General features: G+C 59.9%; 28 protein-coding genes. 22 read left to right on the top strand and 6 right to left on the bottom strand.

The annotated features are described in order from the left end of the window. Positions 1 to 296: 296 nt before the first annotated feature. Positions 297 to 626: a PA4575 family protein gene (locus tag ACOYXG_RS22870; protein ID WP_007963794.1), complete on the top strand. Its 330-nt coding sequence runs from the start codon at positions 297 to 299 to the stop codon at positions 624 to 626. 6 nt (positions 627 to 632) lie between these two features. On the opposite strand, the gene ACOYXG_RS22865 is transcribed toward ACOYXG_RS22870, so the two are convergent. After that, positions 633 to 2465, bottom strand: a complete 1833-nt coding sequence (locus tag ACOYXG_RS22865; protein ID WP_460354136.1) for a hypothetical protein — start codon at positions 2463 to 2465, stop codon at positions 633 to 635. A gap of 174 nt (positions 2466 to 2639) precedes the next feature. Here ACOYXG_RS22865 and ACOYXG_RS22860 point away from each other — a divergent pair, with 174 nt between their 5' ends. The 3 genes from ACOYXG_RS22860 (at position 2640) to ACOYXG_RS22850 (ending at position 4308) form a co-directional block, all read left to right on the top strand. Then, positions 2640 to 3128 carry a TIGR00645 family protein gene (locus tag ACOYXG_RS22860; RefSeq protein WP_007963798.1) on the top strand — a complete coding sequence of 163 codons (489 nt, stop codon included), beginning with the start codon at positions 2640 to 2642 and terminating at the stop codon, positions 3126 to 3128. Between the two features lie 135 nt (positions 3129 to 3263). After that, positions 3264 to 3569, top strand: a complete 306-nt coding sequence (locus tag ACOYXG_RS22855) for a DUF6482 family protein (RefSeq protein WP_096795239.1) — start codon at positions 3264 to 3266, stop codon at positions 3567 to 3569. A gap of 121 nt (positions 3570 to 3690) precedes the next feature. Then, a complete protein-coding gene (locus ACOYXG_RS22850) occupies positions 3691 to 4308 on the top strand; it encodes an FKBP-type peptidyl-prolyl cis-trans isomerase (RefSeq protein WP_003228367.1) in 618 nt (205 codons plus the stop codon). Between the two features lie 136 nt (positions 4309 to 4444). Here the strand turns inward: ACOYXG_RS22850 and ACOYXG_RS22845 are convergent, their stop codons facing one another. From ACOYXG_RS22845 to ACOYXG_RS22835, 3 genes are all read right to left on the bottom strand, one after another. Beyond that, complete coding sequence (locus tag ACOYXG_RS22845; RefSeq protein WP_003228365.1) at positions 4445 to 4702, bottom strand: PA4570 family protein; 258 nt, start codon at positions 4700 to 4702, stop codon at positions 4445 to 4447. A gap of 204 nt (positions 4703 to 4906) precedes the next feature. Beyond that, the gene (locus ACOYXG_RS22840; RefSeq protein WP_003228364.1) at positions 4907 to 5248 is read right to left on the bottom strand and encodes a zinc ribbon domain-containing protein YjdM; all 342 of its coding nucleotides are present in this window, start codon (positions 5246 to 5248) and stop codon (positions 4907 to 4909) included. Between the two features lie 124 nt (positions 5249 to 5372). Then, positions 5373 to 6341: a polyprenyl synthetase family protein gene (locus tag ACOYXG_RS22835; protein ID WP_003228362.1), complete on the bottom strand. Its 969-nt coding sequence runs from the start codon at positions 6339 to 6341 to the stop codon at positions 5373 to 5375. Positions 6342 to 6582: 241 nt separating this feature from the next. On the opposite strand from ACOYXG_RS22835, the gene rplU reads away from it, so the two are divergent. From rplU to ACOYXG_RS22810, 5 genes are all read left to right on the top strand, one after another. Next, positions 6583 to 6894: a 50S ribosomal protein L21 gene (gene rplU, locus ACOYXG_RS22830; protein ID WP_003228361.1), complete on the top strand. Its 312-nt coding sequence runs from the start codon at positions 6583 to 6585 to the stop codon at positions 6892 to 6894. Positions 6895 to 6929: 35 nt separating this feature from the next. Continuing rightward, the gene (gene rpmA, locus ACOYXG_RS22825; RefSeq protein WP_003228360.1) at positions 6930 to 7187 is read left to right on the top strand and encodes a 50S ribosomal protein L27; all 258 of its coding nucleotides are present in this window, start codon (positions 6930 to 6932) and stop codon (positions 7185 to 7187) included. Positions 7188 to 7381: 194 nt separating this feature from the next. Then, positions 7382 to 8605 (top strand): Obg family GTPase CgtA, encoded by a 1224-nt coding sequence (gene cgtA / locus ACOYXG_RS22820; RefSeq protein WP_097089258.1) that lies wholly within the window; start codon positions 7382 to 7384, stop codon positions 8603 to 8605. A 137-nt stretch (positions 8606 to 8742) separates the two neighbouring features. Beyond that, positions 8743 to 9861 (top strand): glutamate 5-kinase, encoded by a 1119-nt coding sequence (proB, locus tag ACOYXG_RS22815; RefSeq protein ID WP_027612826.1) that lies wholly within the window; start codon positions 8743 to 8745, stop codon positions 9859 to 9861. A gap of 12 nt (positions 9862 to 9873) precedes the next feature. Continuing rightward, entirely contained in the window at positions 9874 to 10341 is a 468-nt protein-coding gene (locus ACOYXG_RS22810) for a CreA family protein (protein ID WP_003228353.1), read from the top strand. Positions 10342 to 10524: 183 nt separating this feature from the next. Here the strand turns inward: ACOYXG_RS22810 and rpsT are convergent, their stop codons facing one another. Next, positions 10525 to 10797 (bottom strand): 30S ribosomal protein S20, encoded by a 273-nt coding sequence (gene rpsT / locus ACOYXG_RS22805; protein WP_003228351.1) that lies wholly within the window; start codon positions 10795 to 10797, stop codon positions 10525 to 10527. Positions 10798 to 11049: 252 nt separating this feature from the next. Here rpsT and murJ point away from each other — a divergent pair, with 252 nt between their 5' ends. From murJ to ispH, 6 genes are all read left to right on the top strand, one after another. Then, complete coding sequence (murJ, locus tag ACOYXG_RS22800; protein WP_460354128.1) at positions 11050 to 12588, top strand: murein biosynthesis integral membrane protein MurJ; 1539 nt, start codon at positions 11050 to 11052, stop codon at positions 12586 to 12588. 129 nt (positions 12589 to 12717) lie between these two features. After that, the gene (ribF, locus tag ACOYXG_RS22795; protein ID WP_003228347.1) at positions 12718 to 13656 is read left to right on the top strand and encodes a bifunctional riboflavin kinase/FAD synthetase; all 939 of its coding nucleotides are present in this window, start codon (positions 12718 to 12720) and stop codon (positions 13654 to 13656) included. Positions 13657 to 13669: 13 nt separating this feature from the next. Beyond that, on the top strand, positions 13670 to 16501 hold the full coding sequence (ileS, locus tag ACOYXG_RS22790; protein WP_460354125.1) for an isoleucine--tRNA ligase: 2832 nt from the start codon (positions 13670 to 13672) through the stop codon (positions 16499 to 16501). After that, the gene (gene lspA / locus ACOYXG_RS22785) at positions 16494 to 17006 is read left to right on the top strand and encodes a signal peptidase II (RefSeq protein ID WP_007963824.1); all 513 of its coding nucleotides are present in this window, start codon (positions 16494 to 16496) and stop codon (positions 17004 to 17006) included. Before ileS ends, lspA begins: the two co-directional genes overlap by 8 nt. 7 nt (positions 17007 to 17013) lie before the next feature. Continuing rightward, positions 17014 to 17451, top strand: coding sequence for an FKBP-type peptidyl-prolyl cis-trans isomerase (fkpB, locus tag ACOYXG_RS22780; protein WP_177325639.1), 438 nt, complete (start codon positions 17014 to 17016; stop codon positions 17449 to 17451). Between the two features lie 234 nt (positions 17452 to 17685). Further along, positions 17686 to 18630 (top strand): 4-hydroxy-3-methylbut-2-enyl diphosphate reductase, encoded by a 945-nt coding sequence (gene ispH / locus ACOYXG_RS22775; RefSeq protein ID WP_027612821.1) that lies wholly within the window; start codon positions 17686 to 17688, stop codon positions 18628 to 18630. Here the strand turns inward: ispH and ACOYXG_RS22770 are convergent. Then, positions 18587 to 19156, bottom strand: a complete 570-nt coding sequence (locus ACOYXG_RS22770) for a GspH/FimT family pseudopilin (RefSeq protein ID WP_150367943.1) — start codon at positions 19154 to 19156, stop codon at positions 18587 to 18589. The two genes, ispH and ACOYXG_RS22770, sit on opposite strands and share 44 nt — an antisense overlap. A 131-nt stretch (positions 19157 to 19287) precedes the next feature. Here ACOYXG_RS22770 and ACOYXG_RS22765 point away from each other — a divergent pair, with 131 nt between their 5' ends. The 7 genes from ACOYXG_RS22765 to thiO are packed head-to-tail and all read left to right on the top strand — an operon-like array spanning position 19288 to position 26054. Continuing rightward, positions 19288 to 19761, top strand: coding sequence for a GspH/FimT family pseudopilin (locus tag ACOYXG_RS22765; protein WP_098965689.1), 474 nt, complete (start codon positions 19288 to 19290; stop codon positions 19759 to 19761). Then, positions 19758 to 20207, top strand: a complete 450-nt coding sequence (pilV, locus tag ACOYXG_RS22760; protein WP_097089249.1) for a type IV pilus modification protein PilV — start codon at positions 19758 to 19760, stop codon at positions 20205 to 20207. Before ACOYXG_RS22765 ends, pilV begins: the two co-directional genes overlap by 4 nt. Continuing rightward, positions 20204 to 20917: a PilW family protein gene (locus ACOYXG_RS22755; protein WP_027612817.1), complete on the top strand. Its 714-nt coding sequence runs from the start codon at positions 20204 to 20206 to the stop codon at positions 20915 to 20917. Before pilV ends, ACOYXG_RS22755 begins: the two co-directional genes overlap by 4 nt. An 11-nt stretch (positions 20918 to 20928) precedes the next feature. Then, positions 20929 to 21408 (top strand): pilus assembly PilX family protein, encoded by a 480-nt coding sequence (locus tag ACOYXG_RS22750; RefSeq protein ID WP_460354121.1) that lies wholly within the window; start codon positions 20929 to 20931, stop codon positions 21406 to 21408. Next, complete coding sequence (locus ACOYXG_RS22745) at positions 21395 to 24478, top strand: pilus assembly protein (protein WP_460354118.1); 3084 nt, start codon at positions 21395 to 21397, stop codon at positions 24476 to 24478. The genes ACOYXG_RS22750 and ACOYXG_RS22745 overlap by 14 nt, the downstream gene beginning before the upstream one ends. Positions 24479 to 24493: 15 nt before the next feature. Then, positions 24494 to 24895, top strand: a complete 402-nt coding sequence (locus ACOYXG_RS22740) for a type IV pilin protein (protein ID WP_460354116.1) — start codon at positions 24494 to 24496, stop codon at positions 24893 to 24895. 58 nt (positions 24896 to 24953) lie between these two features. Beyond that, on the top strand, positions 24954 to 26054 hold the full coding sequence (gene thiO, locus ACOYXG_RS22735) for a glycine oxidase ThiO (RefSeq protein WP_460354114.1): 1101 nt from the start codon (positions 24954 to 24956) through the stop codon (positions 26052 to 26054). The last annotated feature ends 51 nt before the right edge of the window (positions 26055 to 26105 follow it).

The following is a 26105-nucleotide window of genomic DNA, read 5'->3' as shown; positions in this document are numbered from 1 at the left end:
GCTTGCTCCCGAAGGCGGTGTACCAATCGACACATTAGTTGATTGAGACACCGCCTTCGGGAGCAAGCCCCCTCCCACAGTTGTTTTCCCAGATTGATTTTTGTGGTGATCTTCGGGAAAAGTGCCACTACTCTGACGTCAGAATTCACACAATGACCATTCGGCGCCTTCTGGTTCTATCCAGCTTGCGCGGCGGACTTTTCTTCTATTCTCTGCTCAAGGACATCGACAGTATCACTGGATCGAAACAGCCTTCGCGTGAAGGCTGAATACAGGCTTTACCGAGGGTCGCCGCCATGTCGCGCAACCTCTGCCTCACCCGTCAGTGCCTGGGTCTTGTGACCCGCATCGAATGCGCCATCAAACCGTTGGCCGGCGATAACGGCATGTGGACCTTGCTCTTCGCTGCCGGCATGGCCGGCGAACAACCCTCCGCCATCAAGGCCCAGGGCCCGTTTCACGGGCCGGTCGCCGCCGAGTCGATTCTCGACACTATTGTGGAAAGCCTGACGATGCACGGCTACGAGCTGGCCGACGATCCGCAGATCTGGAGCCTGCACCTGCAGGCACAGTTGCGCCAGATCAATGGCGGGCGTGGGCGTACGGTCGGCGTGTTCGACCACTAGGCGCAATCATGGCGCGGTGTCGGACTGCTGCGCCTTGTCGAGTTTGACCTCAAAGCCGTATTGCACGGTATTGAGCTCGGTCCGCTGATAGGTCTCCACATGCGTTGGACGACCATAGAAGTAATGCACGCCGAACAGCGCCGGGCCATCCGCACTCGCGTCATGACTGACCGAGAGAATCTGTTTCAGGTAGTTGCCGCTGTCGTCCTTGACGAAGAATCGCCAGGCGTTGGCCGGAAATAGTTTCAGGTCCACCACCAACGTGTTGTTCTTGATCTCCAGGCCTTTGGGCAGGGATTTGGCGTCGTAGGCTTTTTTCTCCACGCTGGCGAGAAACAGCGGCATCGACCCCACGGCAATCGCCGGGGTTTCCGGGAACAGGTTCAAATCGTAAGTGATGGTCGCTTGCAGCGGATCGACCTGATAGGCCTCGGGCGGTAGTTCGATCGGCTCATCGAGTTTGCCGCTGCGTTTCTCGGTGAAGAACGTCACGGGACTCTCGCCGGGGCTGAAATCATCACCGAGCAATTCATCGTTGAAGGTTCGCCGGTGAGAGAACTCGATGCGTGCAGCGCTCGGATCCTCCACGGACTGATGGATGCGGATGCCGGCCTTCAATGTTTCCTCGGTCAGGCTAGCGCCCTTGAGCCAGTTCGGCGCCAGATCGTCATACACCACCACCGCCGGGTCCAGCGGCTGAATGGCTTTTTCCGTAGTGTGCTGACTGAAGGTGCGCACCGGCAGATCCAGCGCCTTGCGGGTCACGGTCGCCGAGGAGAAATCCAGCACGCTGACTTCCAGAGTGTCGATAGGGCCGTTGAAGTAGACCTTGTTGTAGCGGCGCGGATGCTGCTGCTCGAAGGTCTGCTGTTCGTCCTCGAGCTGTTTTTCCAACGCCTCGCTCCAGGTTTTCTGCTGTTGCAGATACGCCAGTTGTTTCTCGTAGAAGGCGACTTGTGCCGGGCTCTCATTGATTGAGCCGGCGCGCGCCAGGTATTGCCCGCTGGTGTCACGGGCCTGAACGATGACTGGATTGAGCTGCGCACCCTCGACCTCAGGGGCCAGTGGCAGGCTGTTGCTGAATTCGACTTCGGCGTAGTTCTTTTCAAGCTTCAGCAGGGTGACGCTGAGGTTGTCATCGGTGCGGGTCTGGCCGACGTCCTTCTGGCTCAGGTTGAAGCTGAACAGGCGGCGCGGCGCGATGACTTCGACTTTGCCTTGCAGGCTCACCGGTTGTGGCTGGCTCTTCTTGTCCACGTTCAGCCCTTCGATGAACGGGTAGGTCACGGTCAGGTCATCGGGGTTGTTGACGTTGGAGCTGGACGGGCTCAACTGAATGCCGGGATCGGTTTCCGACCACTCCGGCTGATAGGCGATCACGCGCTTGTTGCTCAGGGTCACCGACTGCCATTCCACGCCGTGCGGGAATAGAAAACCGCCGGGAATGTTCAGGTTGAACGGGAATACCGGTTGCAGGTCGGTAAGGTAATCGGAGCTGGCGTCCTTGTGCAGCACGAACAGGCCGTTGATAAAGGTATCGACCAGCGCCTGCGGCGAAGGGTAGTGCTTGAGGATGCCGAGGGTGTCTTCACCGTAGACGGTTTTCAGCGGGGTGCTGTCGAGCTTGAGCTGCGCGCGTTCGAGCAGCAGCAGCGAACCACCGAGTTCGGTCACGGCGTCCTTGAGTTTCGGGTCGGTAATGGCGTCCAGTGAGTGTTCGAAGGTTGCCGTCTTCGCGTCGAGGCTGACCGAGGGCTTTTTCTCATCGCCGGGTGAGCAGCCACCCAGCAGCAGAACGAGGCAAACTCCGGCAGTCGTCAACGGTAATCGCACATGCATTTCCAGTCGTCCTGTCCACTTTCGCTAGGCGGTCAATGGTTTGGACAGTAGCAGAAAAAAATTCACACACACACGCAGGTTGCGGTGATGGGAGGTGCGAGCCGGGCGGTTTCTGGCGGTCACGGGCGGCTGGTATACTCGCCGCCGATTTCAATCCTTATTGTGTGAGAGTCAATGGAACGCTTTATCGAAAATGCAATGTACGCCACGCGCTGGCTGCTGGCGCCGATCTATATCGGGCTGTCCCTCGGGCTGCTGGCGCTGGCATTGAAATTCTTCCAGGAAGTGTTTCATGTCATTCCCAACGTGTTTTCCATGGCCGAATCGGATCTGATCCTGGTGCTGCTGTCACTGATCGACATGGCGCTGGTGGGCGGCTTGCTGGTGATGGTGATGATTTCCGGCTACGAGAACTTCGTGTCCGAGCTGAACATCGACGAAGGCAAAGAGAAGCTCAGCTGGCTGGGCACCATGGATTCCTCTTCGCTGAAGATGAAAGTGGCGGCGTCGATCGTGGCGATCTCCTCCATCCACCTGCTGCGGATCTTCATGGATGCCAAGAACGTCGATCCCGAGCACCTGATGTGGTACGTGATCATCCACATGACCTTCGTGATTTCGGCGTTCGCGATGGGTTACCTGGACAAGCTCACCAAGCACTGATCATTGGCTGATCGCTGCAAAAACACCGCCCGTCTGTTGCGAAACAGACGGGCGGTGTCGTTTGTGGCTTGTGCTTTGGTGCGCGCGGGCATATCCCTGTAAGGGTCCTGGCTCGCCACCGCACGAGGTGCGTTCATGAACCTGCAAGAGTTGAATGCGTTTGCCATCGCCAGAAAGGTCGATGAGCTGAACCTGATCTCCATGGAGGGCGGGATTTATCTGCTCGAAGCGCGGATGCACGGGGCGGCGTATCCGCTGAGTGATCTCAAGGGCGAGATGCTGCAGCTGCGCTCGGTGGAGCATGCGCGGGATTTGCTGCATAACTTTCCGGTGCTGCCGTTCAACCTTGTACACACCTCGGTGCACGACGAAATGTGCGGCCTGGGCGTCAGTGACGAGGAAAGCCTGAAAGTGCCGCTGGCCTGGCGCTCGGCCCTGTAGGCGTTGCGCCCCATCACCGGGCATCTGTGCTAGTCTGCTCGCCCTTTTGGTTCCGGGCGCGCCGGGACGCGCTGTGCACGCACGGCAAGTCTGATGGCCGTCCGCACAGCGGAGCAGTGTCATGTCCGAAGTAAATCTGTCCACCGACGAAACCCGCGTCAGCTACGGTATTGGCCGTCAGCTGGGTGACCAGCTGCGCGACAACCCGCCACCGGGTGTCAGCCTGGACGCCATCCTGGCCGGTCTGACCGACGCATTCGCCGGCAAGCCAAGCCGTGTCGATCAGGAAGCCATGTCCGCCAGCTTCAAGGTTATCCGCGAGATCATGCAAGCCGAAGCCGCCGCCAAGGCTGAAGCCGCCGCCGGTGAAGGCCGTGCTTTCCTGGCTGAAAACGCCAAGAAAGAAGGCATCACTACTCTGGCTTCCGGTCTGCAATTCGAAGTGCTGACCCAGGGCGAAGGCGCCAAGCCATCCCGTGAAGACACCGTGCGTACTCACTACCACGGCATGCTGATCGACGGCACTGTGTTCGACAGCTCCTACGATCGTGGCCAGCCAGCAGAATTCCCGGTGGGCGGCGTGATTGCTGGCTGGACCGAAGCCCTGCAACTGATGAACGCCGGCAGCAAATGGCGCCTGTACGTGCCGAGCGAACTGGCTTACGGCGCTCAAGGCGTTGGCAGCATCCCGCCGCACAGCGTTCTGGTATTCGACGTCGAGCTGCTGGACGTTCTGTAATGCCTGGCCTGTCCCGGTGACAGGTCAATAATGTGGGAGCGGGCTTGCTCGCGAAGGCGTCCTTACAGGCAATCATCCGTTGCCTGACACAGCGCTTTCGCCAGCAGGCTGGCTCCCACAGTTTTTTCCGCGCTACTCATATTTCGATCTTGTGATGCAGCTCATTGGTCGGGCGCAAGGCCCGGGCATAGCAGAACAGGAACAGATTGCGCACCAGCTCCTTGAGCACCAGCGGTTCGCTGGAATTCAGGCTGCTGACGTCCAGATCACCCTGATCCTGCAGCTCATGTAGGGCTTCTTCTTCCAGTACCGCACAGACTTCGCCGGTTTCCCGATGCAGGATCCTGAGGTACGGGTGTGGGCGGTCCAGCCAGGCATCGATCAAATAAGTCATGGGTCTCATCTCCTTGAAAGGTTTCAATGAGAATAATTCTTATTCGTCAAATAGCAAGTGCCTATTGGCGGAATGCGATTTTTTCCGGGTAAAGATTGCGTAAGGTCAAAACGGCTGGCGTCTGGCTATTACGCGAGAATGCGGGGGCTGGCGGGGAGGGTGACGCACCATCCCGCGGCGGGCGCGGGATGGATGACAGCAGGATCAGACCTTTCTGACGAACTCGGACTTGAGCTTCATCGGGCCGATGCCATCGATTTTGCAGTCGATGTCGTGGTCGCCGTCGCACAGGCGGATGTTCTTGACCTTGGTGCCGACCTTGACCACCAGCGAGGTGCCCTTGACCTTCAGGTCCTTGATCACGGTGATGGTGTCGCCGTCCTGCAGCACGTTGCCGACCGAATCTTTCTTCACGGCATCATCGGATGCCACTTCGGCTTCGCCGTTGGCCGACCACTCGTGGGCGCACTCAGGGCAGATCAGTTGGGCACCGTCTTCGTAGGTGTATTCGGAATTGCATTTCGGGCAGGGTGGCAACGTGCTCACTAAGGCTCCTTGGGATGTGGATCGCTAAAAGTCGCACATTGTATAAGGTTTTAGCGCGTAGAGGGCAGGCAACAAAAAGCCGCAGGCTTCGGCGGAAGGCTGCGGCTCTTTGATTGCGCGGTGATCAGTGCGTGCGGGCGACCGCAAATTCGCTCAATTCCACCAGTGCATCGCGGTATTCGCTGGCCGGCAGCGCGTCGAGGCACTTGATCGCACGGGCCACGTAGTCGCGGGCCAGTTGCGCGGTGTACTCCAGCGAACCCGAGGCTTCCACGGCGATGCGGATGCTTTCGAGGTCTTCGATCCCGCCTTTCTGGATCGCCTGACGTACCAGAGCAGCTTGCTCCGGCGTACCTTCGCGCATGGTGTAGATCAGCGGCAGGGTCGGCTTGCCTTCGGCCAGATCGTCACCGACGTTCTTGCCCAGAGTCTCGGCATCGCCCTTGTAGTCCAGCAGGTCGTCGACCAGCTGGAACGCCACGCCGAGGTGATCACCGAAGGTGCGCAGGGCTTCGCTCTGCTCGGCGGTGGCACCGGCCAGTGCGGCGGCGCTGTGGGTCGAGGCTTCGAAAAGCATCGCGGTCTTGCCGCGGATGACTTCCATGTAGGTTTCTTCGGTGGTGCTGGCGTCGCGTACCTTGGACAGTTGCAACACTTCGCCTTCGGCGATGATGCGCGTGGCCTGGGACAGGATCTTCATCACCGGCATCGAGCCCAGCTCGACCATCATTTCGAACGAGCGCGAGTACAGGAAGTCGCCTACCAGCACGCTCGGGGCGTTGCCCCACATGGCGTTGGCGGTCGAGCGGCCACGGCGCATGCCGGACATGTCGACCACGTCGTCATGCAGCAGGGTCGCGGTGTGCAGGAATTCGATGGTGGCGGCCAGCAGGCGCATGTCGTCGCCTTCGCGACCCAGGGCCTTGCCGCACAGCAGCACCAATAAAGGACGCAGGCGTTTGCCGCCAGCCGAGGTGATGTAATCGCCGATTTTCGATACCAGCGGCACTCGGGAAGTCAGCTGCTTCTTGATGATGCCGTCGACGGCGTTAAAATCGTCCGCCACCGCGCGGTAGAAAGCTTGGGGTTGCATCAGCGACAGTTGCTCCAGAAGGGTTGCGCGGCATGCTAGGACCCACACCGGGGCCTGTCAAGGCGCGATGGACGGCCACTTGCGTGACTCTCGCGGCTTGCGTACAATCGCGCACCCTGAACTTCCTGGGCAGCACCTGCCTTACGCAATTGCACTTGGGCCGTTCCAGCCCCATGCAGCCATGCCAGCCAATACCTCTTCTTATAAAGAGCTGGGTGAGCAGGATTATCGGAGAAATACCATGTACGCAGTAATCGTTACCGGCGGTAAGCAATACAAGGTCGCTGAAGGTGAATACCTGAAGATCGAAAAACTGGAAGTCGCTACTGGCGAATCCGTGACTTTTGACCGCGTTCTGCTGGTCGCCAATGGCGACGACGTGAACATCGGCGCACCTGTTGTTGCTGGCGCAACCGTCAAGGCTGAAGTGATCTCCCAAGGTCGTCACGATAAAGTCCGCATCATCAAGTTCCGTCGCCGTAAGCACCACATGAAGCGTATGGGCCACCGCCAGTGGTTCACCGAGATCAAAATCACCGGTATTCAGGCTTAATTACAGCCTAATTCCTCACTAGGAGAATTGAACTCATGGCACACAAAAAAGCTGGTGGTAGTACCCGTAACGGTCGCGACTCAGAAGCCAAACGCCTTGGCGTGAAGATGTATGGCGGCCAGGTCATCAAGGCCGGCAACATCATCGTGCGTCAGCGCGGCACCCAATTCCACGCTGGCTACGGCGTTGGCATGGGTAAGGATCACACCCTCTTCGCGAAAATCGAAGGCGTGATCAAGTTTGAAGTAAAAGGCGCCTTCGGTCGTCGTTACGTGAGCGTTGTCGCGGCTTAATCGCGAGATCGCTGGAAGAGCCCTGTCTTGCGACGGGGCTTTTTCGTTTGTGGGGTGAGTCTCTTGCAAAACTGTTTGTATGGGCTGTCGGCGTGCGATGCAGGTCGTGTTTTGGGGTCGCTGCGCTCATTTTTGCAAGAGTCTTATGTCTTGATTGTTTTTCGGCTCGTCCGTATGGCGAGAGGCGTTGAGTTATGAAGTTTGTAGACGAAGTATCGATCCGCGTAAAAGCTGGCGACGGCGGCAATGGCTGCATGAGTTTCCGTCGGGAAAAATTCATTGAAAACGGCGGCCCGAACGGCGGTGACGGCGGTGACGGCGGTTCCATCTACATGATGGCCGACGAAAACCTCAACACCCTGGTCGACTACCGTTACACCCGGCACTTCGATGCCGAGCGTGGCTCCAACGGCGGCAGCACCGATTGCACCGGCAAGAAGGGTGAAGACCTGATCCTGCGCGTGCCGGTCGGTACCACCGTGATCGACTCGGCCACCCAGGAAGTAATTGGCGACCTGACCAAGGCCGGCCAGAAGCTGATGGTGGTGCAGGGCGGTTGGCACGGTCTGGGCAATACCCGTTTCAAATCCAGTACCAACCGTGCGCCGCGCCAGACCACTCCGGGTAAGCCGGGTGAGCAGCGTGACCTGAAACTGGAAATGAAAGTGCTGGCTGACGTCGGTCTGCTGGGCTTGCCGAACGCCGGTAAAAGTACCTTTATCCGTTCGGTGTCGGCGGCCAAGCCGAAAGTCGCCGACTACCCGTTCACCACGCTGGTGCCGAACCTGGGTGTGGTCAGCGTTGATCGCTGGAAAAGCTTCGTCATCGCCGACATTCCGGGGCTGATCGAAGGTGCGTCCGACGGTGCCGGACTTGGCATTCGCTTCCTCAAGCATTTGGCGCGTACGCGTCTGTTGCTGCACCTTGTCGACATGGCGCCGCTGGATGACACCAGCGCACCGGACGCGGCTGAAGTGATCGTCAACGAGCTGGTCAAATTCAGTCCGTCGCTGGCCGAGCGTGATCGCTGGCTGGTGCTGAACAAGTGCGACCAGATTCTCGAGGAAGAGCACGAAGAGCGCGTCAAGGAAATCGTTGATCGCCTGCAGTGGGAGGGTCCGGTCTACGTGATCTCGGCCATCGCCAAAGAAGGCACCGAGCGCCTGACGCGCGACATCATGCGTTATCTGGAAGATCGTGCCGATCGCCTGGCTAACGACCCGGTGTACAAGGAAGAGCTTGCCGATCTCGATCAGCGCATCGAAGACGAAGCCCGTGCACAGTTGCAGGCGCTGGATGACAAGCGTGCTCTGCGTCGCAGCGGCGTGAAGTCGGTCCACGACATCGGCGACGATGACTGGGACGAAGAAGATGTGGATGATGAAGACGGTCCGGAAATCATTTACGTGCGCGACTGATTCGTTGCAGTAAACTTAAGCGCCGCTCAATCGAGCGGCGTTTTAGTATCTGGAAATCGATCGTTGGTCACCAATAGCCACGATTAACGTCACGGGCAGCGCTGGGTCGCGCTGTCCTCAAGCTAAGGTTGAAGATGATGCGGAGCAAAGTGACAGGTGCGCAGCGTTGGGTCGTGAAGATCGGCAGCGCTTTGCTGACAGCTGATGGCAAAGGGCTGGATCGTGCGGCAATGAGTGTATGGGTCGAGCAGATGGTCGCCCTGCATGAGGCGGGTGTCGAGTTGGTGCTGGTGTCCTCCGGGGCAGTGGCTGCCGGCATGAGCCGCCTGGGCTGGACCGCACGACCCAGTGCGATGCACGAGCTCCAGGCCGCTGCTGCAATCGGCCAGATGGGCTTGGTGCAGGCCTGGGAGTCGAGCTTTGCCGAGCATGGCCGGCACACCGCGCAGATTCTCCTGACTCACGATGACCTGTCCGACCGCAAGCGCTACCTCAACGCCCGCAGCACCCTGCGTGCGCTGGTCGAGCTGAAAGTCATCCCGGTGATCAACGAAAACGACACCGTGGTCACCGACGAAATCCGTTTCGGCGACAACGATACGCTGGCGGCGCTGGTGGCCAATCTGGTCGAGGCTGATCTGCTGGTGATCCTCACCGATCGCGACGGCATGTTCGACGCCGATCCGCGCAACAATCCTGATGCGCAACTGATTTACGAAGCGCGCGCCGATGATCCGACCCTGGATGCGGTGGCGGGCGGCACCGGTGGCGCACTGGGGCGCGGTGGTATGCAGACCAAGCTGCGTGCGGCGCGGCTGGCGGCGCGCTCCGGGGCGCACACGATCATCGTTGGTGGGCGTCTGGAGCGAGTACTCGATCGCCTGAAGGCTGGCGAGCGCATCGGTACGCTGCTGTCGCCTGAGCGCGGCATGCTGGCGGCGCGCAAGCAGTGGCTGGCCGGGCATCTGCAGACTCGCGGCACGCTGGTGCTGGACGAAGGCGCGGTGTCGGCGTTGTCGCAGGGCAACAAGAGTCTGTTGCCGGTCGGCGTCAAATTGGTCCAGGGCAGCTTCCGGCGTGGCGAGATGGTGGTCTGCGTGGCGCCGGACGGTCGTGAGATTGCCCGTGGCCTGGCCAACTACAGTGCGCTTGAGGCGCAAAAAATCATTGGTCAGTCGTCAGATGCAATTGTCGGCGTGCTGGGCTACATGGCTGAGCCGGAACTGGTTCACCGTGACAACCTGATTCTGGTCTAAGGGAAAATACGCATGCGCATGGCTAAAGGATTGTTGGGTCTGCTGATGGCGCTGCCATTGCTGGCCTCGGCCGAGGAAATCGGTCAGGTGTCGACGGTGTTCAAGTTCGTCGGCCCGAATGACCGGATCGTGGTCGAGGCTTTCGATGATCCGAAGGTCGACGGTGTGACCTGCTACCTGTCTCGCGCCAAGACGGGAGGGGTGAAGGGTGGTCTGGGTCTGGCCGAGGATCGCGCCGAGGCGTCGATCGCCTGTCGTCAGGTCGGTCCGATCAAGTTCAAGGGCGAACTGAAGGATGGTGATGAGGTGTTCAAGGAGCGCACATCGCTGGTGTTCAAGACCATGCAGGTGGTGCGTTTCCTCGACAAGAAGCGCAATACGCTGGTGTACCTGGTTTACAGCGATCGCGTGATCGAAGGCAGCCCGCAGAATGCGGTAACCGCGATTCCGATCGTGCCGTGGGTACCCGTCCAGCAGTAACAACGCAAATCCGGAATGTGGGAGCGGGCTTGCTCGCGAAGAGGTCGTGTCAGTTGCTAGAGATGTCGGCTGACAGATTGCATTCGCGAGCAAGCCCGCTCCCACTTTTTTGAGTGCGGGATTCACCAAATCGCAGGCAATAAAAAACCGACCCTAAGGTCGGTTTTTTAATGACTACGTCGATTAAGCAGCTTCTTTCAGTGCCTTGACGTGGCCATTCAGACGGCTCTTATGACGAGCAGCCTTGTTCTTGTGGATGATGCCTTTATCGGCCATACGGTCGATAACTGGCACAGCCAGAACGTATGCAGCTTGAGCTTTTTCAGCGTCTTTTGCGTCGATGGCCTTAACTACATTCTTGATGTAGGTACGAACCATGGAACGCAGGCTGGCGTTGTGGCTGCGACGCTTCTCAGCCTGTTTTGCACGTTTTTTGGCGGAAGGTGAGTTGGCCACCGTCGAGCTCCTCGAAAGACTTTTTAGGAAATAGCAAACAAAATAGGCCGCGAATCATGCCGATGAAGAGAAGTCTTGTCAAGGGCGCTTGAAACGTTCCGCTAAGTGGTAGGTGTAAAGAGGCGGGATATTTATTTCCGGCGCTTGACCTGTAAACTCGCGAGCTTTGGCTCTGTGCTGTTGCGGCGCAGAGTATCGCACAAGTAGGCGCATTGTTCGCCTGCTGTTTATCGACAGGCACACATTCCCTCAATGAATCTGCTCAAATCGTTGGCCGCCGTCAGCTCTATCACCATGCTTTCCCGGGTTCTCGGGTTCGTCCGTGACACGCTCATCGCTCGCACGTTCGGCGCCGGAATGGCCACGGACGCCTTCTTCATTGCCTTCAAATTGCCCAACCTGCTGCGGCGAATCTTCGCCGAGGGCGCGTTCTCGCAGGCCTTCGTACCGATTCTGGCGGAATACAAGAGTCAGCAGGGTGAAGAGGCGACCCGTACCTTTATTGCTTATGTATCGGGCCTGCTGACGCTGGTGCTGGCGCTGGTTACCGCGCTGGGCATGATCGCCGCACCGTGGGTGATCTGGGCCACGGCGCCGGGTTTTGCCGACACGCCGGAAAAATTCCAGCTCACCTCCGACCTGCTGCGGGTGACGTTCCCTTATATATTGCTGATCTCTCTGTCCTCGCTGGCCGGGGCGATCCTCAATACCTGGAACCGCTTTTCGGTGCCGGCGTTCGTGCCGACCCTGCTCAACGTCAGCATGATTGTGTTCTCGCTGTTCCTCACGCCGTATTTCGATCCGCCGGTGATGGCCCTCGGCTGGGCGGTACTGGTCGGTGGTCTGGCGCAGTTGCTCTATCAACTGCCGCACCTGAAAAAGATCGGCATGCTGGTGCTGCCGCGCTTGAATCTGCGCGATAGCGGCGTCTGGCGAGTGATGAAGCAAATGCTGCCGGCGATCATCGGTGTCTCGGTCAGCCAGATTTCGCTGATCATCAACACCATTTTTGCCTCGTTTCTGGTCGCCGGCTCGGTGTCGTGGATGTATTACGCCGACCGTTTGATGGAATTGCCGTCCGGTGTGCTCGGCGTAGCGTTGGGCACCATTTTGCTGCCGACGCTGGCCAAGACTTATGCGAGCAAGGATCGCCACGAATATTCGCGGATCCTCGACTGGGGGCTGCGCCTGTGCTTCGTGCTGGTGTTGCCGTGTGCACTGGCTCTGGGAATTCTCGCCGAGCCACTGACCGTCTCATTGTTCCAGTACGGTCAATTCGGCGCGTTTGATGCGTCCATGACCCAGCGTGCGCTGATTGCCTATTCTGTCGGTCTGCTCGGAATTATCGTGATCAAAGTGCTGGCGCCGGGCTTTTACGCGCAACAGAACATCCGCACCCCGGTAAAAATCGCAATCTTCACACTGGTGTGCACACAGCTGTTCAACCTGATGCTGATCGGCCCGCTGGCTCACGCCGGGCTGGCGCTGGCGATCAGTGCCGGTGCCTGTCTGAATGCCGGGCTGTTGTTCTATCAACTGCGCAAGCAAAAGATGTATCAGCCGCAACCAGGCTGGTACACATTTGGCTTCAAACTGGTGGTGGCAGTGGCGGTGATGTCGGCGGTATTGCTGCTGGGCATGCATTTCATGCCGGCCTGGGATCAGGGGCACATGCTGGAGCGCTTTCTGCGTCTGGGGGCGCTGGTGGTTGCTGGTGTGGTGGCGTATTTCGGTATGTTGCTGCTGCTCGGTTTCCGTCTGCGCGACTTCAATCGCAAGGCTTTGAGCTGAGGTTTCAGCCTTTATAACCGGGCACGGGCCGGCAGTTTTGTCGGCTCGATCACTTTGCGTTACGGTGTTGCCTGTCGTCGACCGTCGGGTGTGGTTATAATCGACCACTTTATGAGCAAGAAGCGCGTTATGCAGCTGGTTCGAGGCCTCCACAACTTGCGCCCCCAGCATCGGGGCTGCGTCGCCACTATTGGCAACTTTGACGGTGTTCACCGTGGTCACCAGGCTATCCTGGCCCGGCTGCGTGAGCGTGCGCTCGAGTTGGGCGTACCCAGCTGCGTGGTGATTTTCGAGCCGCAGCCACGGGAATTCTTTGCCCCGGAGACCGCTCCGGCGCGTCTGGCCCGCTTGCGTGACAAGCTGCAGCTGCTGGCCGCCGAAGGCGTCGACCGGGTGTTGTGCCTGGCTTTCAATCAGCGCCTGAGCAAGCTCAGCGCCAGTGAATTCGTCGATACCATCCTCGTGGACGGTCTCGGCGTGCAGCATCTGGAGGTCGGTGACGATTTCCGCTTCGGCTGCGATCGCCTCGGCGATTTCGATTTTCTGCTGCAGGCCGGCCAGGTCCACGGGTTTACCGTGGAAGCCGCGCAAACCGTCGAGCTGGACGGCATTCGCGTCAGCAGCACTCAGGTGCGCAACGCGTTGGCCGCGGCCGATTTTGCCTTGGCCGAACGCTTGCTCGGCCGCCCGTACCGGATCGCCGGTCGCGTGCTGCACGGTCAGAAACTGGCCCGGCAACTGGGTACGCCCACTGCCAACATTCAACTCAAGCGCCGTCGCGTACCGTTCACCGGGGTTTACCTGGTGGATGTGGACATCGACGGCAAGACCTGGCCTGGCGTCGCCAACATCGGCGTGCGGCCTACGGTCCAAGGTGATGGCAAAGCCCACCTTGAAGTTCATCTACTGGATTTTGCCGGCGATCTGTATGACCGGCGTCTGACGGTGGTTTTCCACCAAAAGCTGCGTGAAGAGCAGCGTTTCGCCTCCCTGGAGGCACTGAAAACGGCGATCAACGCGGATGTCGCCGCCGCCCGTGCACTAGCCGCACCTAGCGCCCATCGCTAATGAAGAGCCTTAAATGACCGACTATAAAGCCACGCTAAACCTTCCGGACACCGCCTTCCCAATGAAGGCCGGCCTGCCACAGCGCGAACCGCAGATCCTGCAGCGCTGGGACAGTATTGGCCTGTACGGAAAGTTGCGCGAGATTGGCAAGGATCGTCCGAAGTTCGTCCTGCACGACGGCCCTCCGTACGCCAACGGCACGATCCACATCGGTCACGCACTGAACAAGATTCTCAAGGACGTGATCATCCGCTCGAAGACCCTGTCGGGCTTCGACGCGCCGTATGTTCCGGGCTGGGACTGCCACGGCCTGCCGATCGAGCACAAGGTTGAAGTGACCCACGGCAAGAACCTGGGCGCGGACAAGACCCGCGAGCTGTGCCGTGCCTATGCCACCGAGCAGATCGAAGGGCAGAAGAGCGAATTCATCCGTCTCGGCGTGCTGGGTGACTTCGCCAACCCGTACAAGACCATGGACTTCAAGAACGAGGCCGGTGAAATCCGCGCCCTCGCCGAAATCGTCAAGGGCGGTTTCGTGTTCAAGGGTCTGAAGCCGGTGAACTGGTGCTTCGATTGCGGTTCGGCGCTGGCCGAAGCCGAAGTCGAGTACGAGAACAAGAAGTCCTCGACCATCGACGTGGCCTTCCCGATCGCCGACGAAGCCAAACTGGCCGCCGCGTTCGGTCTGCCGTCGCTGAGCAAACCCGCTTCGATCGTGATCTGGACCACCACCCCGTGGACCATCCCGGCCAACCAGGCATTGAACGTTCACCCTGAGTTCAATTACGCCCTGGTTGATATCGGCGACAAGCTGCTGGTGCTGGCTGAGGAGCTGGTTGAATCCTGCCTGTCGCGTTACGGCGTTGAAGGCTCGGTCATCGCGACCACCACCGGTAAAGAGCTGGAACTGATCAACTTCCGTCACCCGTTCTACGACCGCCTGTCGCCGGTGTACCTGGCCGACTACGTCGAACTGGGCGCCGGCACCGGTGTGGTTCACTCCGCCCCGGCCTACGGTGTGGACGACTTCGTGACCTGCAAGAAGTACGGCATGGTCAACGATGACATCCTCAATCCGGTACAAAGCAACGGCGTGTACGTGCCGTCGCTGGAGTTCTTTGGCGGCCAGTTCATCTGGAAGGCCAACCCGGCCATCGTCGAAAAACTCACCGAAGTCGGTGCGCTGCTGCACACCACCGTCATCGAACACAGCTACATGCATTGCTGGCGCCACAAAACCCCGCTGATCTACCGCGCCACCGCGCAGTGGTTCATCGGCATGGACAAGGAGCCGGTCAGCGGCGACACCCTGCGCGTGCGCTCGCTCAAAGCCATCGAAGACACCAAGTTCGTTCCGGCCTGGGGCCAGGCGCGCCTGCACTCGATGATCGCCAACCGTCCGGACTGGTGCATCTCCCGTCAGCGCAACTGGGGCGTTCCGATCCCGTTCTTCCTGAACAAGGAAAGCGGCGAACTGCACCCACGTACCGTCGAGCTGATGGAAGAAGTCGCCAAGCGCGTTGAAGTCGAAGGCATCGAAGCCTGGTTCAAGCTCGACGCCGCCGAACTGCTGGGCGACGAAGCGCCGCTGTACGACAAGATCAGCGATACCCTCGACGTGTGGTTCGACTCGGGCACCACCCACTGGCACGTGCTGCGCGGTTCGCACCCGATGGGTCACGAAACCGGCCCGCGCGCCGACCTGTACCTGGAAGGTTCCGACCAGCACCGCGGCTGGTTCCACTCGTCGCTGTTGACCGGTTGCGCCATCGACAACCACGCGCCGTACCGCGAGTTGCTGACCCACGGTTTCACCGTCGATGAATCCGGCCGCAAGATGTCCAAATCCCTGGGCAACGTGATTGCGCCGCAGAAAGTCAACGACACCCTGGGCGCCGACATCATGCGTCTGTGGGTTGCGTCGACCGACTACTCCGGCGAAATGGCCGTGTCCGAGCAGATCCTGCAGCGCAGCGCGGACGCCTATCGTCGCATCCGTAACACCGCGCGTTTCCTGCTTTCCAACCTGACCGGTTTCAACCCGGCCACCGACCTGCTGCCGGCTGAAGACATGCTCGCACTGGATCGCTGGGCCGTGGATCGCACGCTGCTGCTGCAACGCGAATTGCAAGAGCACTACGGCGAATACCGTTTCTGGAACGTCTACTCGAAGATCCACAACTTCTGCGTGCAGGAGCTGGGTGGTTTCTACCTCGACATCATCAAGGATCGCCAGTACACCACCGGCGCCGACAGCAAGGCACGTCGCTCGTGCCAGACCGCGCTGTTCCACATCTCCGAAGCGCTGGTGCGCTGGATCGCGCCGATCCTCGCGTTCACCGCCGACGAGCTGTGGCAGTACCTGCCGGGCGAGCGCAACGAATCGGTGATGCTCAACACCTGGTACGAAGGTCTGACCGAGTTGCCGGAAGGCTTCGAGCTGGGTCGCGCGTACTGGGATCGCATCATGGAAGTGAAGGTAGCGGTCAACAAAGAGATGGAAATCCAGCGTGCGGCCAAAGCCGTCGGTGGCAACCTGCAGGCCGAAGTGACGCTGTTCGCCGAAGAGGCGCTGAGTGCCGACCTGGCCAAGCTGAGCAACGAGCTGCGCTTTGTATTGATCACCTCCACTGCCAGCGTGGCACCTTTCGTTCAGGCACCTGCGGACGCGGTAGCCACCGAAGTCAGCGGCCTGAAACTGAAGATCGTCAAATCGGCCTTCCCGAAATGCGCCCGTTGCTGGCACTGCCGCGAAGACGTCGGCGTGAACCCGGAGCATCCGGAAATCTGCGGTCGTTGCGTCGACAACATCAGCGGCGCCGGCGAGGTTCGTCACTATGCCTAACGCCGTTGGCCGTTTCGGACGGTTGAGCTGGCTCTGGTTGAGTTTGCTGGTTCTGGTCATCGACCAGGCCAGCAAGTTCTACTTCGAAGGCAAGCTCGAAATGTTCCAGCAGATCGTGATCATTCCCGATTACTTCAGCTGGACCCTGGCCTACAACACCGGCGCGGCCTTCAGCTTCCTGGCTGACAGCTCCGGCTGGCAGCGCTGGCTGTTCGCCCTGATCGCGATTGTGGTCAGTGCGGTGCTGGTGGTCTGGCTCAAGCGTCTGGGCCGCAACGATACCTGGCTGGCTGTCGCACTGGCACTGGTGCTGGGCGGTGCGCTGGGCAATCTGTATGACCGCATTGCCCTGGGCCATGTGATCGACTTCATTCTGGTGCACTGGCAGAACCGCTGGTACTTCCCGGCGTTCAACTTTGCCGACAGCGCCATCACCGTCGGTGCGGTGATGCTGGCACTGGACATGTTCAAAAGTAAGAAAACCGGAGAAGCCGTTCATGACTGAACAGGTATTGGCTGAGCAACGCATCGGCCAGAACACGGAAGTCACTTTGCACTTTGCATTGCGCCTGGAGAACGGCGACACGGTCGACAGCACGTTCGACAAGGCTCCGGCGACCTTCAAGGTCGGCGACGGCAACCTGCTGCCGGGTTTCGAAGCGGCATTGTTCGGCTTCAAGGCCGGCGACAAGCGTACGCTGACCGTCGAGCCGGAAAACGCTTTCGGCCAGCCGAACCCGCAAAACGTACAGATCATCCCGCGTTCGCAGTTCGTCGACATGGAGTTGTCGCCGGGTTTGCTGGTGATCTTCAATGATGCGGCCAATACTGAGCTGCCGGGTGTGGTGAAAGAGTTCGATGACGCGCAAGTGACCATCGACTTCAACCACCCGCTGGCCGGCAAGACGCTGACCTTTGACGTCGAGATCATCAACGTCAAAGCGATCTGAGTAACACTGCAAAACCACTGTGGGAGCGGGCTTTTGTGGTGAGGGGATTTATCCCCGATGGGGTGCGAAGCGCCCCCGAATCTGATCACCGCGATTCAGAACCGGAAAGCGTTGACTGTTTTGACGATTGCTTCGCAATCGATCGGGGATAAATCCCCTCGCCACAACAGGCTCGCTCCCACAATGTTTTCAACCGTTTTCGCTATTTCTTGCGCGCAAGACACGAGGCACAGCATGCAAATCAAACTCGCCAACCCCCGTGGCTTCTGCGCCGGTGTGGACCGGGCGATCGAAATCGTCAACCGCGCCCTGGAAGTCTTCGGGCCGCCGATCTACGTGCGTCATGAAGTGGTGCACAACAAATTTGTCGTCGAAGACCTGCGCAGCCGTGGCGCGATCTTCGTCGAGGAGCTGGATCAGGTGCCGGACGACGTCATCGTAATCTTCAGTGCTCACGGCGTTTCTCAAGCCGTACGCAGCGAAGCCGCCGGCCGTGGCCTGAAGGTATTCGACGCCACTTGCCCGCTGGTGACCAAGGTGCACATCGAAGTCGCGAAATACAGCCGCGACGGCCGTGAGTGCATCCTGATCGGCCACGCCGGTCACCCGGAAGTCGAAGGCACCATGGGCCAGTACGACGCCAGCAATGGCGGCGCGATCTACCTCGTCGAAGACGAGAAAGACGTCGCTGAACTGCAAGTGCGTGACCCGGAAAAACTGGCGTTCGTGACCCAGACCACCCTGTCGATGGACGACACCAGTCGGGTGATCGATGCCCTGCGCACACGTTTCCCGGCCATCGGTGGCCCGCGCAAGGACGACATCTGCTACGCCACGCAAAACCGTCAGGATGCGGTCAAGCAACTGGCTGACGAATGCGACGTGGTGTTGGTGGTGGGCAGTCCGAACAGCTCCAACTCCAACCGTCTGCGCGAACTGGCCGAACGCATGGCCACGCCGGCCTACCTGATCGACGGCGCCGAAGACCTGCAGAAGAGCTGGTTCGAGGGTGTCGAGCGCATTGGCATCACCGCTGGTGCCTCCGCACCGGAAGTGCTGGTGCGCGGCGTGATCCAGCAATTGCAAGCCTGGGGCGCGACCGGTGCCGATGAACTGGCCGGTCGCGAAGAGAACATCACCTTCTCGATGCCGAAAGAGCTGCGCGTCCGTTCGATCTGACGCTCTTCGCCTTCAGGCACAGCGCCTGCTCAGCCTTTGCGCTGGTCAGGCGCACCCGACCGGTTGCCGCCAGCACCACCTGGCGCTGGCTGACCGGCTCGCGTGCCGAACAGATATGTAATGTCCCTGCCTGAAATGCCCGCCCGGGCATCAGCGGTTGTCCCAGACTGCTGAAGCGCACGTAACGACTGACCGCCCAATTACCGACAATCGGTGTCCGCCCGTCACTCGTATGCTCCACCAGCAGCGGATTGCTGCTGTCCAGCGACCCCTTGCCGCTGATATCCAGAATGATCCGCCAGCCCTGACTCCAGTCGCCATTGATGCCATGGATAACCACGCTCTGATTGCGGGTGATGGCCAGGGTGCGGGCGTTGCGAATGCCCTCAACCAGTGACCGCGCTGCCTGGTCGCGATGGGTCGACTCGGTGAAGGTGGCGAACGCCGGGCTGACCAGCGACAGAACAATTGCGCCAATCGCCAGTCCCATAAGCAATTCGATCAGGCTGAAACCCTGTTGCGGCATGACAACTCCCTCCGTGGAGCATGAAGCCCGGCGCGATCCTTTTCGCCGGGCAGGGCAAATCAACCGACGCAGGCCGGTTGAATGTTCTAGTTTGTAGAAGCAGGTATAGCCGACGGCAACGGAGGGCATCGATGGATCATCGTACAAAAGGTTTCACGCTGCCCGAGTTGTTGGCTGCGGTAGCGGTGATGGTGATCCTCATCACCCTGGCGGTGCCGGGTTTTACCCGCTCGATCCAGAGCAGCAAGGCCGACACCGAAATGGGCGACCTGCAGCGTGCCATCAACTACGCCCGGCTGGAGGCGATTGATCGCGGCGTGACCACGCGCTTGCGCCCGAGCGCCGGCGGCAGCGTGTGGACCGGCGAATTGTCGGTCTACGACAGTACTGGCACACCGGCCAATGTATTGCGGGTTGTTCCAGCGATGAGCAGCGGCGCGACTCTGACGCTACCCTCAGGAGTGACCGCACTGGATTTCAATAATCTGGGTGGCTTGGCGGCGCCGTCGACGGCGGTGGCCATCAGTTACGTGTTGGGCACGCAAAGCAGGACGCTGAACGTGTGTCTGAATGGACGAATTCAATTGGGTGGAAGTTGCGGATGAGGGCAGGGAGCACACAGGCACAGGAGGGCATGTCGCTGATCGAGGTGCTGGTCGCGTTGCTGATTCTGACCGTCGGGATATTGGGCGCGGCAGCTGTTCAAGTGAATGCGCTGAAGTACACCGACAGTTCGCGGATGACCAGTCAGGCGAGCTTTATCGCCTACGACATGATGGACCGCATCCGCGCCAACGCCGCCGCCGATTACACGGTGACACCGCCGACCTCGGGCAACCTCAGTGTCGCCCGCGATCAGGATCTCTACGATTTTACCACCAACATCGTCAATTTCGGCGGGCCAACCGCCACCGGCACGATCACCCGCAATCAGCGGGTGTACACCATCACCATCAACTGGAATGACTCACGGGCCGCGAATGCCACCGGTACCACGCGCAGTTTCGTCCTGACCAGCCGTGCAACGGTCGATCCGGTGGCCACGCCATGAAGCACTCCAATCGTGGTTTCGGCCTGATCGAAATGCTTATCGCCCTGGCCCTTGGGCTGATCATCGTGCTGGGGGTGGTGCAGACGTTTCTCGCCGCTAAAAACACTTACGTCAGTCAGAACACCGCTGCAGCGATGCAGGAAGATGCGCGCTTCGTATTGAGCAAGATGATTCAGGAACTGCGCATGGTCGGCATGTTCGGCTGCCTGGGCACGATTACTGACGCGAGTTCGGCAGGGGATTTCAACGCGGCGCAGGTCACCCCGATCAGTTGGGACAACAGCAACCTCAAGCTGACTCTGGTTACCGCCGATGTCGGCGGCAGTGGTGGCACGCCGACCTGGACGGTGGTCTCCGATTGCCGCAACAGTGCCACGGCCTATACCGGGTTGCGGGCGGCAGCGAGCGGGCAGATCGCTTTTCCGATCCGCCGCTTGATCTACAGCTTCAGCAACAACCAGATTCTCATGGGCACCGGCAGCGGTACCCCGACCCAACAGGTGCTGGTGAACAATGTCAGTGCGTTCAGCGTCATGTTCGGTCTGGCGACGTCCGCCACTGACGTCGCGGCGTCCTCCTACAGCGCCAACCCCAGTGACCCGGCGCGCATCCGCAGTGTGCGCCTGAGCCTGACCCTCACCGACCCGAACAACCGGGTGGCCAATCAAACCTTCAACGTGGTTGCCGCTTTGCGCAACCGCTTGCAATGAGGGCCGGGCCGATGAGGATGACTTTCGCTCAGCGGAAAACTCAGCGCGGCATGGTGTTGCTGGTCAGTCTGGTGTTTCTGTTGCTGCTGACCTTGATCGGGCTATCGTCGATGCAGAGCGCCAACCTGCAGGAAAAAATGGCCGGCAGTGTCAGCCTGCGCAATCAGTCGTTCCAGACCGCCGAGGCAGCGTTGCGCATCGGCGAGAGTGCGGTGCAACTCGACAGTTATTCGCTGGCGGTGTGCGCCAGTACCACGCAATGTGCGCCGCCGGCGGAGTCTTCTGTGGTCAGCGCGGCGGGGTTCAATTCGACTTCCGGAGTTACGTGGATCGCTGCCGGTAACGGCTTTTATGGTGTACAGAACATTGGCACCACCCTGACGGCGGTCAACGTGCCGAGCAACACTTCGGCGACGCTGTATCGAGTTACGGCAGTCGGTATCGCCGGTACCTCGCGCAGTGTGGTGGAGAGCGTCTATGCGAAGTATTAAGCGCTGCTGGACGTTATTGACCGGCATGCTGCTGAGCTTGTATCTGGCGGCACCGGCCTACGCGTTCACGCCGTCCGACTCGCCACTGTTGAGCGCTGCAGCGGTGCCGCCCAACGTGATGTTGCTGATTGATGATTCCGGCAGTATGAACAGCATTATTTATGCGCCAGGATTCGACCCCGGCGTTGATCGCACACCCGCCCGGCAGTGCAACGCGTTGCTCGGACTGTGCCTGAGTTCTACTGCCATCACTGGTGATTCGGTGTTTCTCTCGAGCCTGCCGACCTCGGGTTGTTCCGGTGGGGCCTATGCCTTTTACAACAACAGTATCGCGCCGCTATGCCTGAAACTGCCGGATCCGGTGGGTGGCGGCAACACCCGCTACACCGGGGACTACATCGCCTACGTTGTCGGGCTGGCGATCAACAACGGCACCCGCGACTTCACCAACGGGGCAATTCCCAACGACTATCGGATCAACGTCGCGCGCAATGTGTCCACCGCGCTGGTCACCAGCAACCGTACCTTGCGCATGGGCCTGTCGACCTTCAATCCGGCCACCAGTAACAATTCGGGCAATGGCGGATATATCGCGCGATCGATCAGCGACCTGTCCCCGGTCTCCGGCAGCGTGACCCAGGCGCAGGCCGACGCCAACTACAACGCGCTGATTTCTTCGATCAACGGTTTGAGCGCCGTGGCCAATACGCCGCTGGCAGAAACCTATTACGAAATCACCCGCTACATGCGTGGTATGGCGCCTTACTACAACAGTACGCCGGCGACCTACACCAGCCCGATTCAGTACCGCTGCCAAAAGAACTACGGCGTGGTGATCACCGACGGTTTGCCGACCTACGACCGCACGTTTCCCACCAATGATCCGTTGGGTGGCAGTCGCCTGCCGAACTGGGACGGTATCAACAATGACGGCAACAACCTCAATGGCGATAACGAGGGTGACACGCTGTATCTGGATGACATTGCCAAATTCGCCTTCGACATCGACATGCGTTCCACGGGGACTGACGCCGCTGGCAAAAGCTGGAATGCCGTGGATTTTCCCAAACAGAACATGAACACCTACACCGTGGGTTTTACCGCCGACAACGACATGCTGTCGGACGCCGCCGCTTACGGGCAGGGCAGGTATTACCAAGCCACCGACAGCGCCGGTCTCAACACCGCGCTGTCCTCGGCGTTGAGCGACATCACTTCCAAGGCCGGTTCCGGCGGCAGCGGGGTCACCAGCGGTACCACGCTGGCCAGTGGCACCAGTTATTTCCAGACCAGCTACGATCCCAAGGACTGGCGCGGGACGATCAAGTCTTTCGGCTTCACCTCGGCCGGCGCGGTGAATACTTCGACAGCCCTGTGGACCACCGATACCACGATCGTGCCGGGCGCGACCGCTCCAACCTATCAATCGTGGAACACCTCCAGTAACGCCGCCGTCACCCTGGCCTATGGCAACTTTTCCGCAGCCCAACAGACGACGCTCAGCCAGAGCCTGCCCACCGGTATCAGCGGCAGCGATCTGGTGGAGTGGAGCAAGGGCACCAACAAGACCGGGCTGAAAGTGCGCAGCGTATTGCTCGGCGACATCATCAACTCGCCGCTGGTGCTGGCCTCGCCCAGCGACAAAACCGCCTCCGACCTTTCGGGTGACACCACCTACACTACGTACCTGACCACCAAAGCGGCGAACATGAATTCGAATCTGGTGGTGAATGCCAACGACGGTTTCGTCAACGTGATCAACTCGGCTAACGGCACCCGGCGTTATGCCTACATGCCGTCCAGCGTGTTGCCGTCGCTGCGGCTGATTGCCGACCCGGCTTACATCAATGGCGTCAGCCACAAGTTTCTGGTGGACGGTCAGGTCGGTGTGTATGACGCGCAAATGAACAGCGCCTGGAAAACCCTGGCCATCGGCGGTACCGGTGCTGGCGGCAAGACTTTCTATGCGCTGCAACTGTTCGACGCGTCGGCGGGCAATGTGCTCAATGCCCTGTGGGAAGTCAGTGCACCTGCCACGGCTAACACCGCCAACGCATTCAATGATCTGGGTTACGCCTATGCCCGGCCGGAAGTGGCACGCTTGGCCGATGGTCGCTGGGCGGCGTTCATTGCCAATGGTTATGGCAGCAGCTCCGGGGTGGCGGCGTTGTATGTGCTGGATGTGCGTGACGGATCGTTGATCAAGAAGATCGTGATCGACAGCACCGAAACCACCAATGGCCTGTCGTCGGTGAAGCTCAAGGTCAATTCTTCCAACGTGGTGCAGGCCGCTTACGGAGGTGACCTGAAAGGGCGATTGTGGAAATTCGATCTGAGCGCGACATCGACCGACAGTTGGGGCGTGGCGTTTTCCGGTAAACCGTTGTTCACCACGGCGGGCGGGGCGACTCAACCGATCACCGCGCAGCCGCTGCTGGCGGACAATTCGCTGGGGGGCAAACAGATCTTCGTCGGCACCGGCAAATTCAACGAGACCGCCGACAAGACCAACAAGGATCTGCAGGCATTTTATTCGGTGTGGGATGCCGACGGCGGTTCCGGGCAACTGACGGTCAGCAGCCTGCAGGCGCAGGCAGTGACTGGAGTGTTCTCCGGCAGCACCGGGCAGTTCATCACCACCAGCCAGAACGACACGACCTATCCGGGGGAGAAGGGCTGGTACCTGCCATTGGTGTACAACAACGTGCTGACCGGCGAGCGGGTGATCAATCAGGCCAGTCTGGTGCTCGGACGCATCGTGTTTACCACCGCCAGTGTCGACACCACCGACCCGTGTGCCAGTTTCGGCACCGGCAAACTGGTCGAACTCGATGCGTTCAGCGGTAAGATGCTCAACTACGCGGTGCTCGACACCAACGCCGATGGCGTGGTCGACAGCAACGACACGATTTCCAGCGGCGTGGTGTTCACCGGCGGGATTCCGACCCTGAACGCCATCGTCAATGGCGCGACGCGCAAGATCGTCAACGATTCCAGTGGCACTGTCACCACACTGGTGGAAAAATCCGGCGGCGGCAGCCGTCGTATCATGTGGCGACAAATACAGTAAGTGAGAGTTTGAGGCATGCGCAAATTCAACCGAGGTTTCACCCTGATCGAAATCATGATCGTGATTGCGATCATCGGGATCATCATCACCATCGCCGCACCGAGCTACACCGAATACCTGAAAAAGGGCCGGCGCGCCGAAGTGGTGTCGCTGCTCTCGGAGCAGGCGCAGAGCCTCGAGCGTTTCTATACCAAAAACAACGTCTACACCGGTATCACCGGTCTGAGCGCGGGCAATGATTTCTATACCATCACCCCGACGATCGCTGATCAGACCTTCCTGCTGACGGCCACCCGCAAGGCCGGCACTGCCATGGCCACCGACAAGTGCGGGGACTTCACCCTGACCAACACCGGCGTCAGAAGCATGAACAACGCTACCACCGGGCTGACCACCAAGGATTGCTGGGGCCGCTGAGGTACCTTCTTAAGGGCGCCTTTTTGCGCCCACTGTCTTTTTTACGGTTGGATCAAACATGACCAGGCAACAGCAAGTGGTGATTGTCGGTGGCGGGGTGATTGGCCTGCTGACCGCCTACAACCTCGCCTCCGAAGTGCGCAGCGTGGTGCTGCTGGATCGCTCGAACGTCGGCCAGGAATCGTCCTGGGCGGGCGGCGGTATCGTTTCACCGCTGTACCCGTGGCGCTACAGCCCGGCAGTCACCGCGCTGGCGCATTGGTCGCAGGATTTTTATCCACAGCTGGGCGAGCGGCTGTTTGCCGATACCGGGGTTGATCCCGAAGTGCACACCACCGGCCTGTATTGGCTGGATCTGGAGGATGAAGCCGAGGCGCTGGCTTGGGCCGAGCGGGAAAACCGTCCGCTGCGGGCTGTTGATATCTCGGCGGCGCACGACGCAGTGCCGGTGTTGGGCGGCGGGTTCTCCCGGGCAATCTACATGGCCGATGTGGCCAATGTGCGTAACCCGCGTCTGGTCAAATCATTGAAAGCCGCTTTGCTGGCGCTGCCGAACGTGACGATTCACGAGCAATGCGAAGTCAGCGGGTTTGTTCGCGAAGGCGAGCGGGTGGTTGGCGTCGAGACGTCCAAAGGCGTGATCAGTGGCGATCAGGTGGTGCTGACGGCCGGGGCATGGAGCGGTGATCTGCTCAAGACGCTGGACCTGACGCTGCCGGTGGAGCCGGTCAAGGGCCAGATGATTCTCTACAAGTGCGCAGCGGATTTCCTGCCGAGCATGGTGCTGGCCAAGGGGCGTTATGCGATTCCGCGTCGTGACGGGCACATTCTGATCGGCAGTACGCTGGAGCACGAAGGCTACGACAAGACCCCGACCGATGTCGCGTTGCAGAGCCTCAAGGCTTCGGCGGTCGAGCTGCTGCCGGCGCTGGCGGAGGCCGAAGTGGTGGGGCACTGGGCCGGTTTGCGCCCGGGCTCGCCTGAGGGAATCCCGTATATCGGCCGCGTGCCGGGGTTTGGGGGGTTGTGGCTGAACTGCGGGCATTACCGCAATGGCCTGGTGCTGGCGCCGGCGTCGTGTCAGTTGTTTGCCGATACGATGCTGGGGCGTGCGCCGATTATCGATCCGGCGCCGTATGCGCCTGAAGGTCGCATTTAGTCAGATATTTCTCTGTAGCCTGGCAGATCGCTTTCGCGAGCAGGCTCGCTC

It is taken from the genome of Pseudomonas sp. G3-39 (genome assembly GCF_054790485.1).
Note: the sequence above shows the minus strand (reverse complement) of the source record. Positions and strands in the feature narration are given on the sequence as shown.

Excerpts from the sequence above, each read along its gene's own strand:
- ACOYXG_RS22870 (WP_007963794.1), top strand. The coding sequence starts at position 297 with ATGTCGCGCAACCTCTGCCTCACCCGTCAGTGCCTGGGTCTTGTGACC.
- ACOYXG_RS22865 (WP_460354136.1), bottom strand. The coding sequence starts at position 2,465 with ATGCATGTGCGATTACCGTTGACGACTGCCGGAGTTTGCCTCGTTCTG.
- ACOYXG_RS22860 (WP_007963798.1), top strand. The coding sequence starts at position 2,640 with ATGGAACGCTTTATCGAAAATGCAATGTACGCCACGCGCTGGCTGCTG.
- ACOYXG_RS22855 (WP_096795239.1), top strand. The coding sequence starts at position 3,264 with ATGAACCTGCAAGAGTTGAATGCGTTTGCCATCGCCAGAAAGGTCGAT.
- ACOYXG_RS22850 (WP_003228367.1), top strand. The coding sequence starts at position 3,691 with ATGTCCGAAGTAAATCTGTCCACCGACGAAACCCGCGTCAGCTACGGT.
- ACOYXG_RS22845 (WP_003228365.1), bottom strand. The coding sequence starts at position 4,702 with ATGACTTATTTGATCGATGCCTGGCTGGACCGCCCACACCCGTACCTC.
- ACOYXG_RS22835 (WP_003228362.1), bottom strand. The coding sequence starts at position 6,341 with ATGCAACCCCAAGCTTTCTACCGCGCGGTGGCGGACGATTTTAACGCC.
- rplU (WP_003228361.1), top strand. The coding sequence starts at position 6,583 with ATGTACGCAGTAATCGTTACCGGCGGTAAGCAATACAAGGTCGCTGAA.
- rpmA (WP_003228360.1), top strand. The coding sequence starts at position 6,930 with ATGGCACACAAAAAAGCTGGTGGTAGTACCCGTAACGGTCGCGACTCA.
- cgtA (WP_097089258.1), top strand. The coding sequence starts at position 7,382 with ATGAAGTTTGTAGACGAAGTATCGATCCGCGTAAAAGCTGGCGACGGC.
- proB (WP_027612826.1), top strand. The coding sequence starts at position 8,743 with ATGCGGAGCAAAGTGACAGGTGCGCAGCGTTGGGTCGTGAAGATCGGC.
- ACOYXG_RS22810 (WP_003228353.1), top strand. The coding sequence starts at position 9,874 with ATGCGCATGGCTAAAGGATTGTTGGGTCTGCTGATGGCGCTGCCATTG.
- murJ (WP_460354128.1), top strand. The coding sequence starts at position 11,050 with ATGAATCTGCTCAAATCGTTGGCCGCCGTCAGCTCTATCACCATGCTT.
- ribF (WP_003228347.1), top strand. The coding sequence starts at position 12,718 with ATGCAGCTGGTTCGAGGCCTCCACAACTTGCGCCCCCAGCATCGGGGC.
- ileS (WP_460354125.1), top strand. The coding sequence starts at position 13,670 with ATGACCGACTATAAAGCCACGCTAAACCTTCCGGACACCGCCTTCCCA.
- lspA (WP_007963824.1), top strand. The coding sequence starts at position 16,494 with ATGCCTAACGCCGTTGGCCGTTTCGGACGGTTGAGCTGGCTCTGGTTG.
- ispH (WP_027612821.1), top strand. The coding sequence starts at position 17,686 with ATGCAAATCAAACTCGCCAACCCCCGTGGCTTCTGCGCCGGTGTGGAC.
- ACOYXG_RS22770 (WP_150367943.1), bottom strand. The coding sequence starts at position 19,156 with ATGCCGCAACAGGGTTTCAGCCTGATCGAATTGCTTATGGGACTGGCG.
- ACOYXG_RS22765 (WP_098965689.1), top strand. The coding sequence starts at position 19,288 with ATGGATCATCGTACAAAAGGTTTCACGCTGCCCGAGTTGTTGGCTGCG.
- pilV (WP_097089249.1), top strand. The coding sequence starts at position 19,758 with ATGAGGGCAGGGAGCACACAGGCACAGGAGGGCATGTCGCTGATCGAG.
- ACOYXG_RS22755 (WP_027612817.1), top strand. The coding sequence starts at position 20,204 with ATGAAGCACTCCAATCGTGGTTTCGGCCTGATCGAAATGCTTATCGCC.
- ACOYXG_RS22750 (WP_460354121.1), top strand. The coding sequence starts at position 20,929 with ATGAGGATGACTTTCGCTCAGCGGAAAACTCAGCGCGGCATGGTGTTG.
- ACOYXG_RS22745 (WP_460354118.1), top strand. The coding sequence starts at position 21,395 with ATGCGAAGTATTAAGCGCTGCTGGACGTTATTGACCGGCATGCTGCTG.
- ACOYXG_RS22740 (WP_460354116.1), top strand. The coding sequence starts at position 24,494 with ATGCGCAAATTCAACCGAGGTTTCACCCTGATCGAAATCATGATCGTG.
- thiO (WP_460354114.1), top strand. The coding sequence starts at position 24,954 with ATGACCAGGCAACAGCAAGTGGTGATTGTCGGTGGCGGGGTGATTGGC.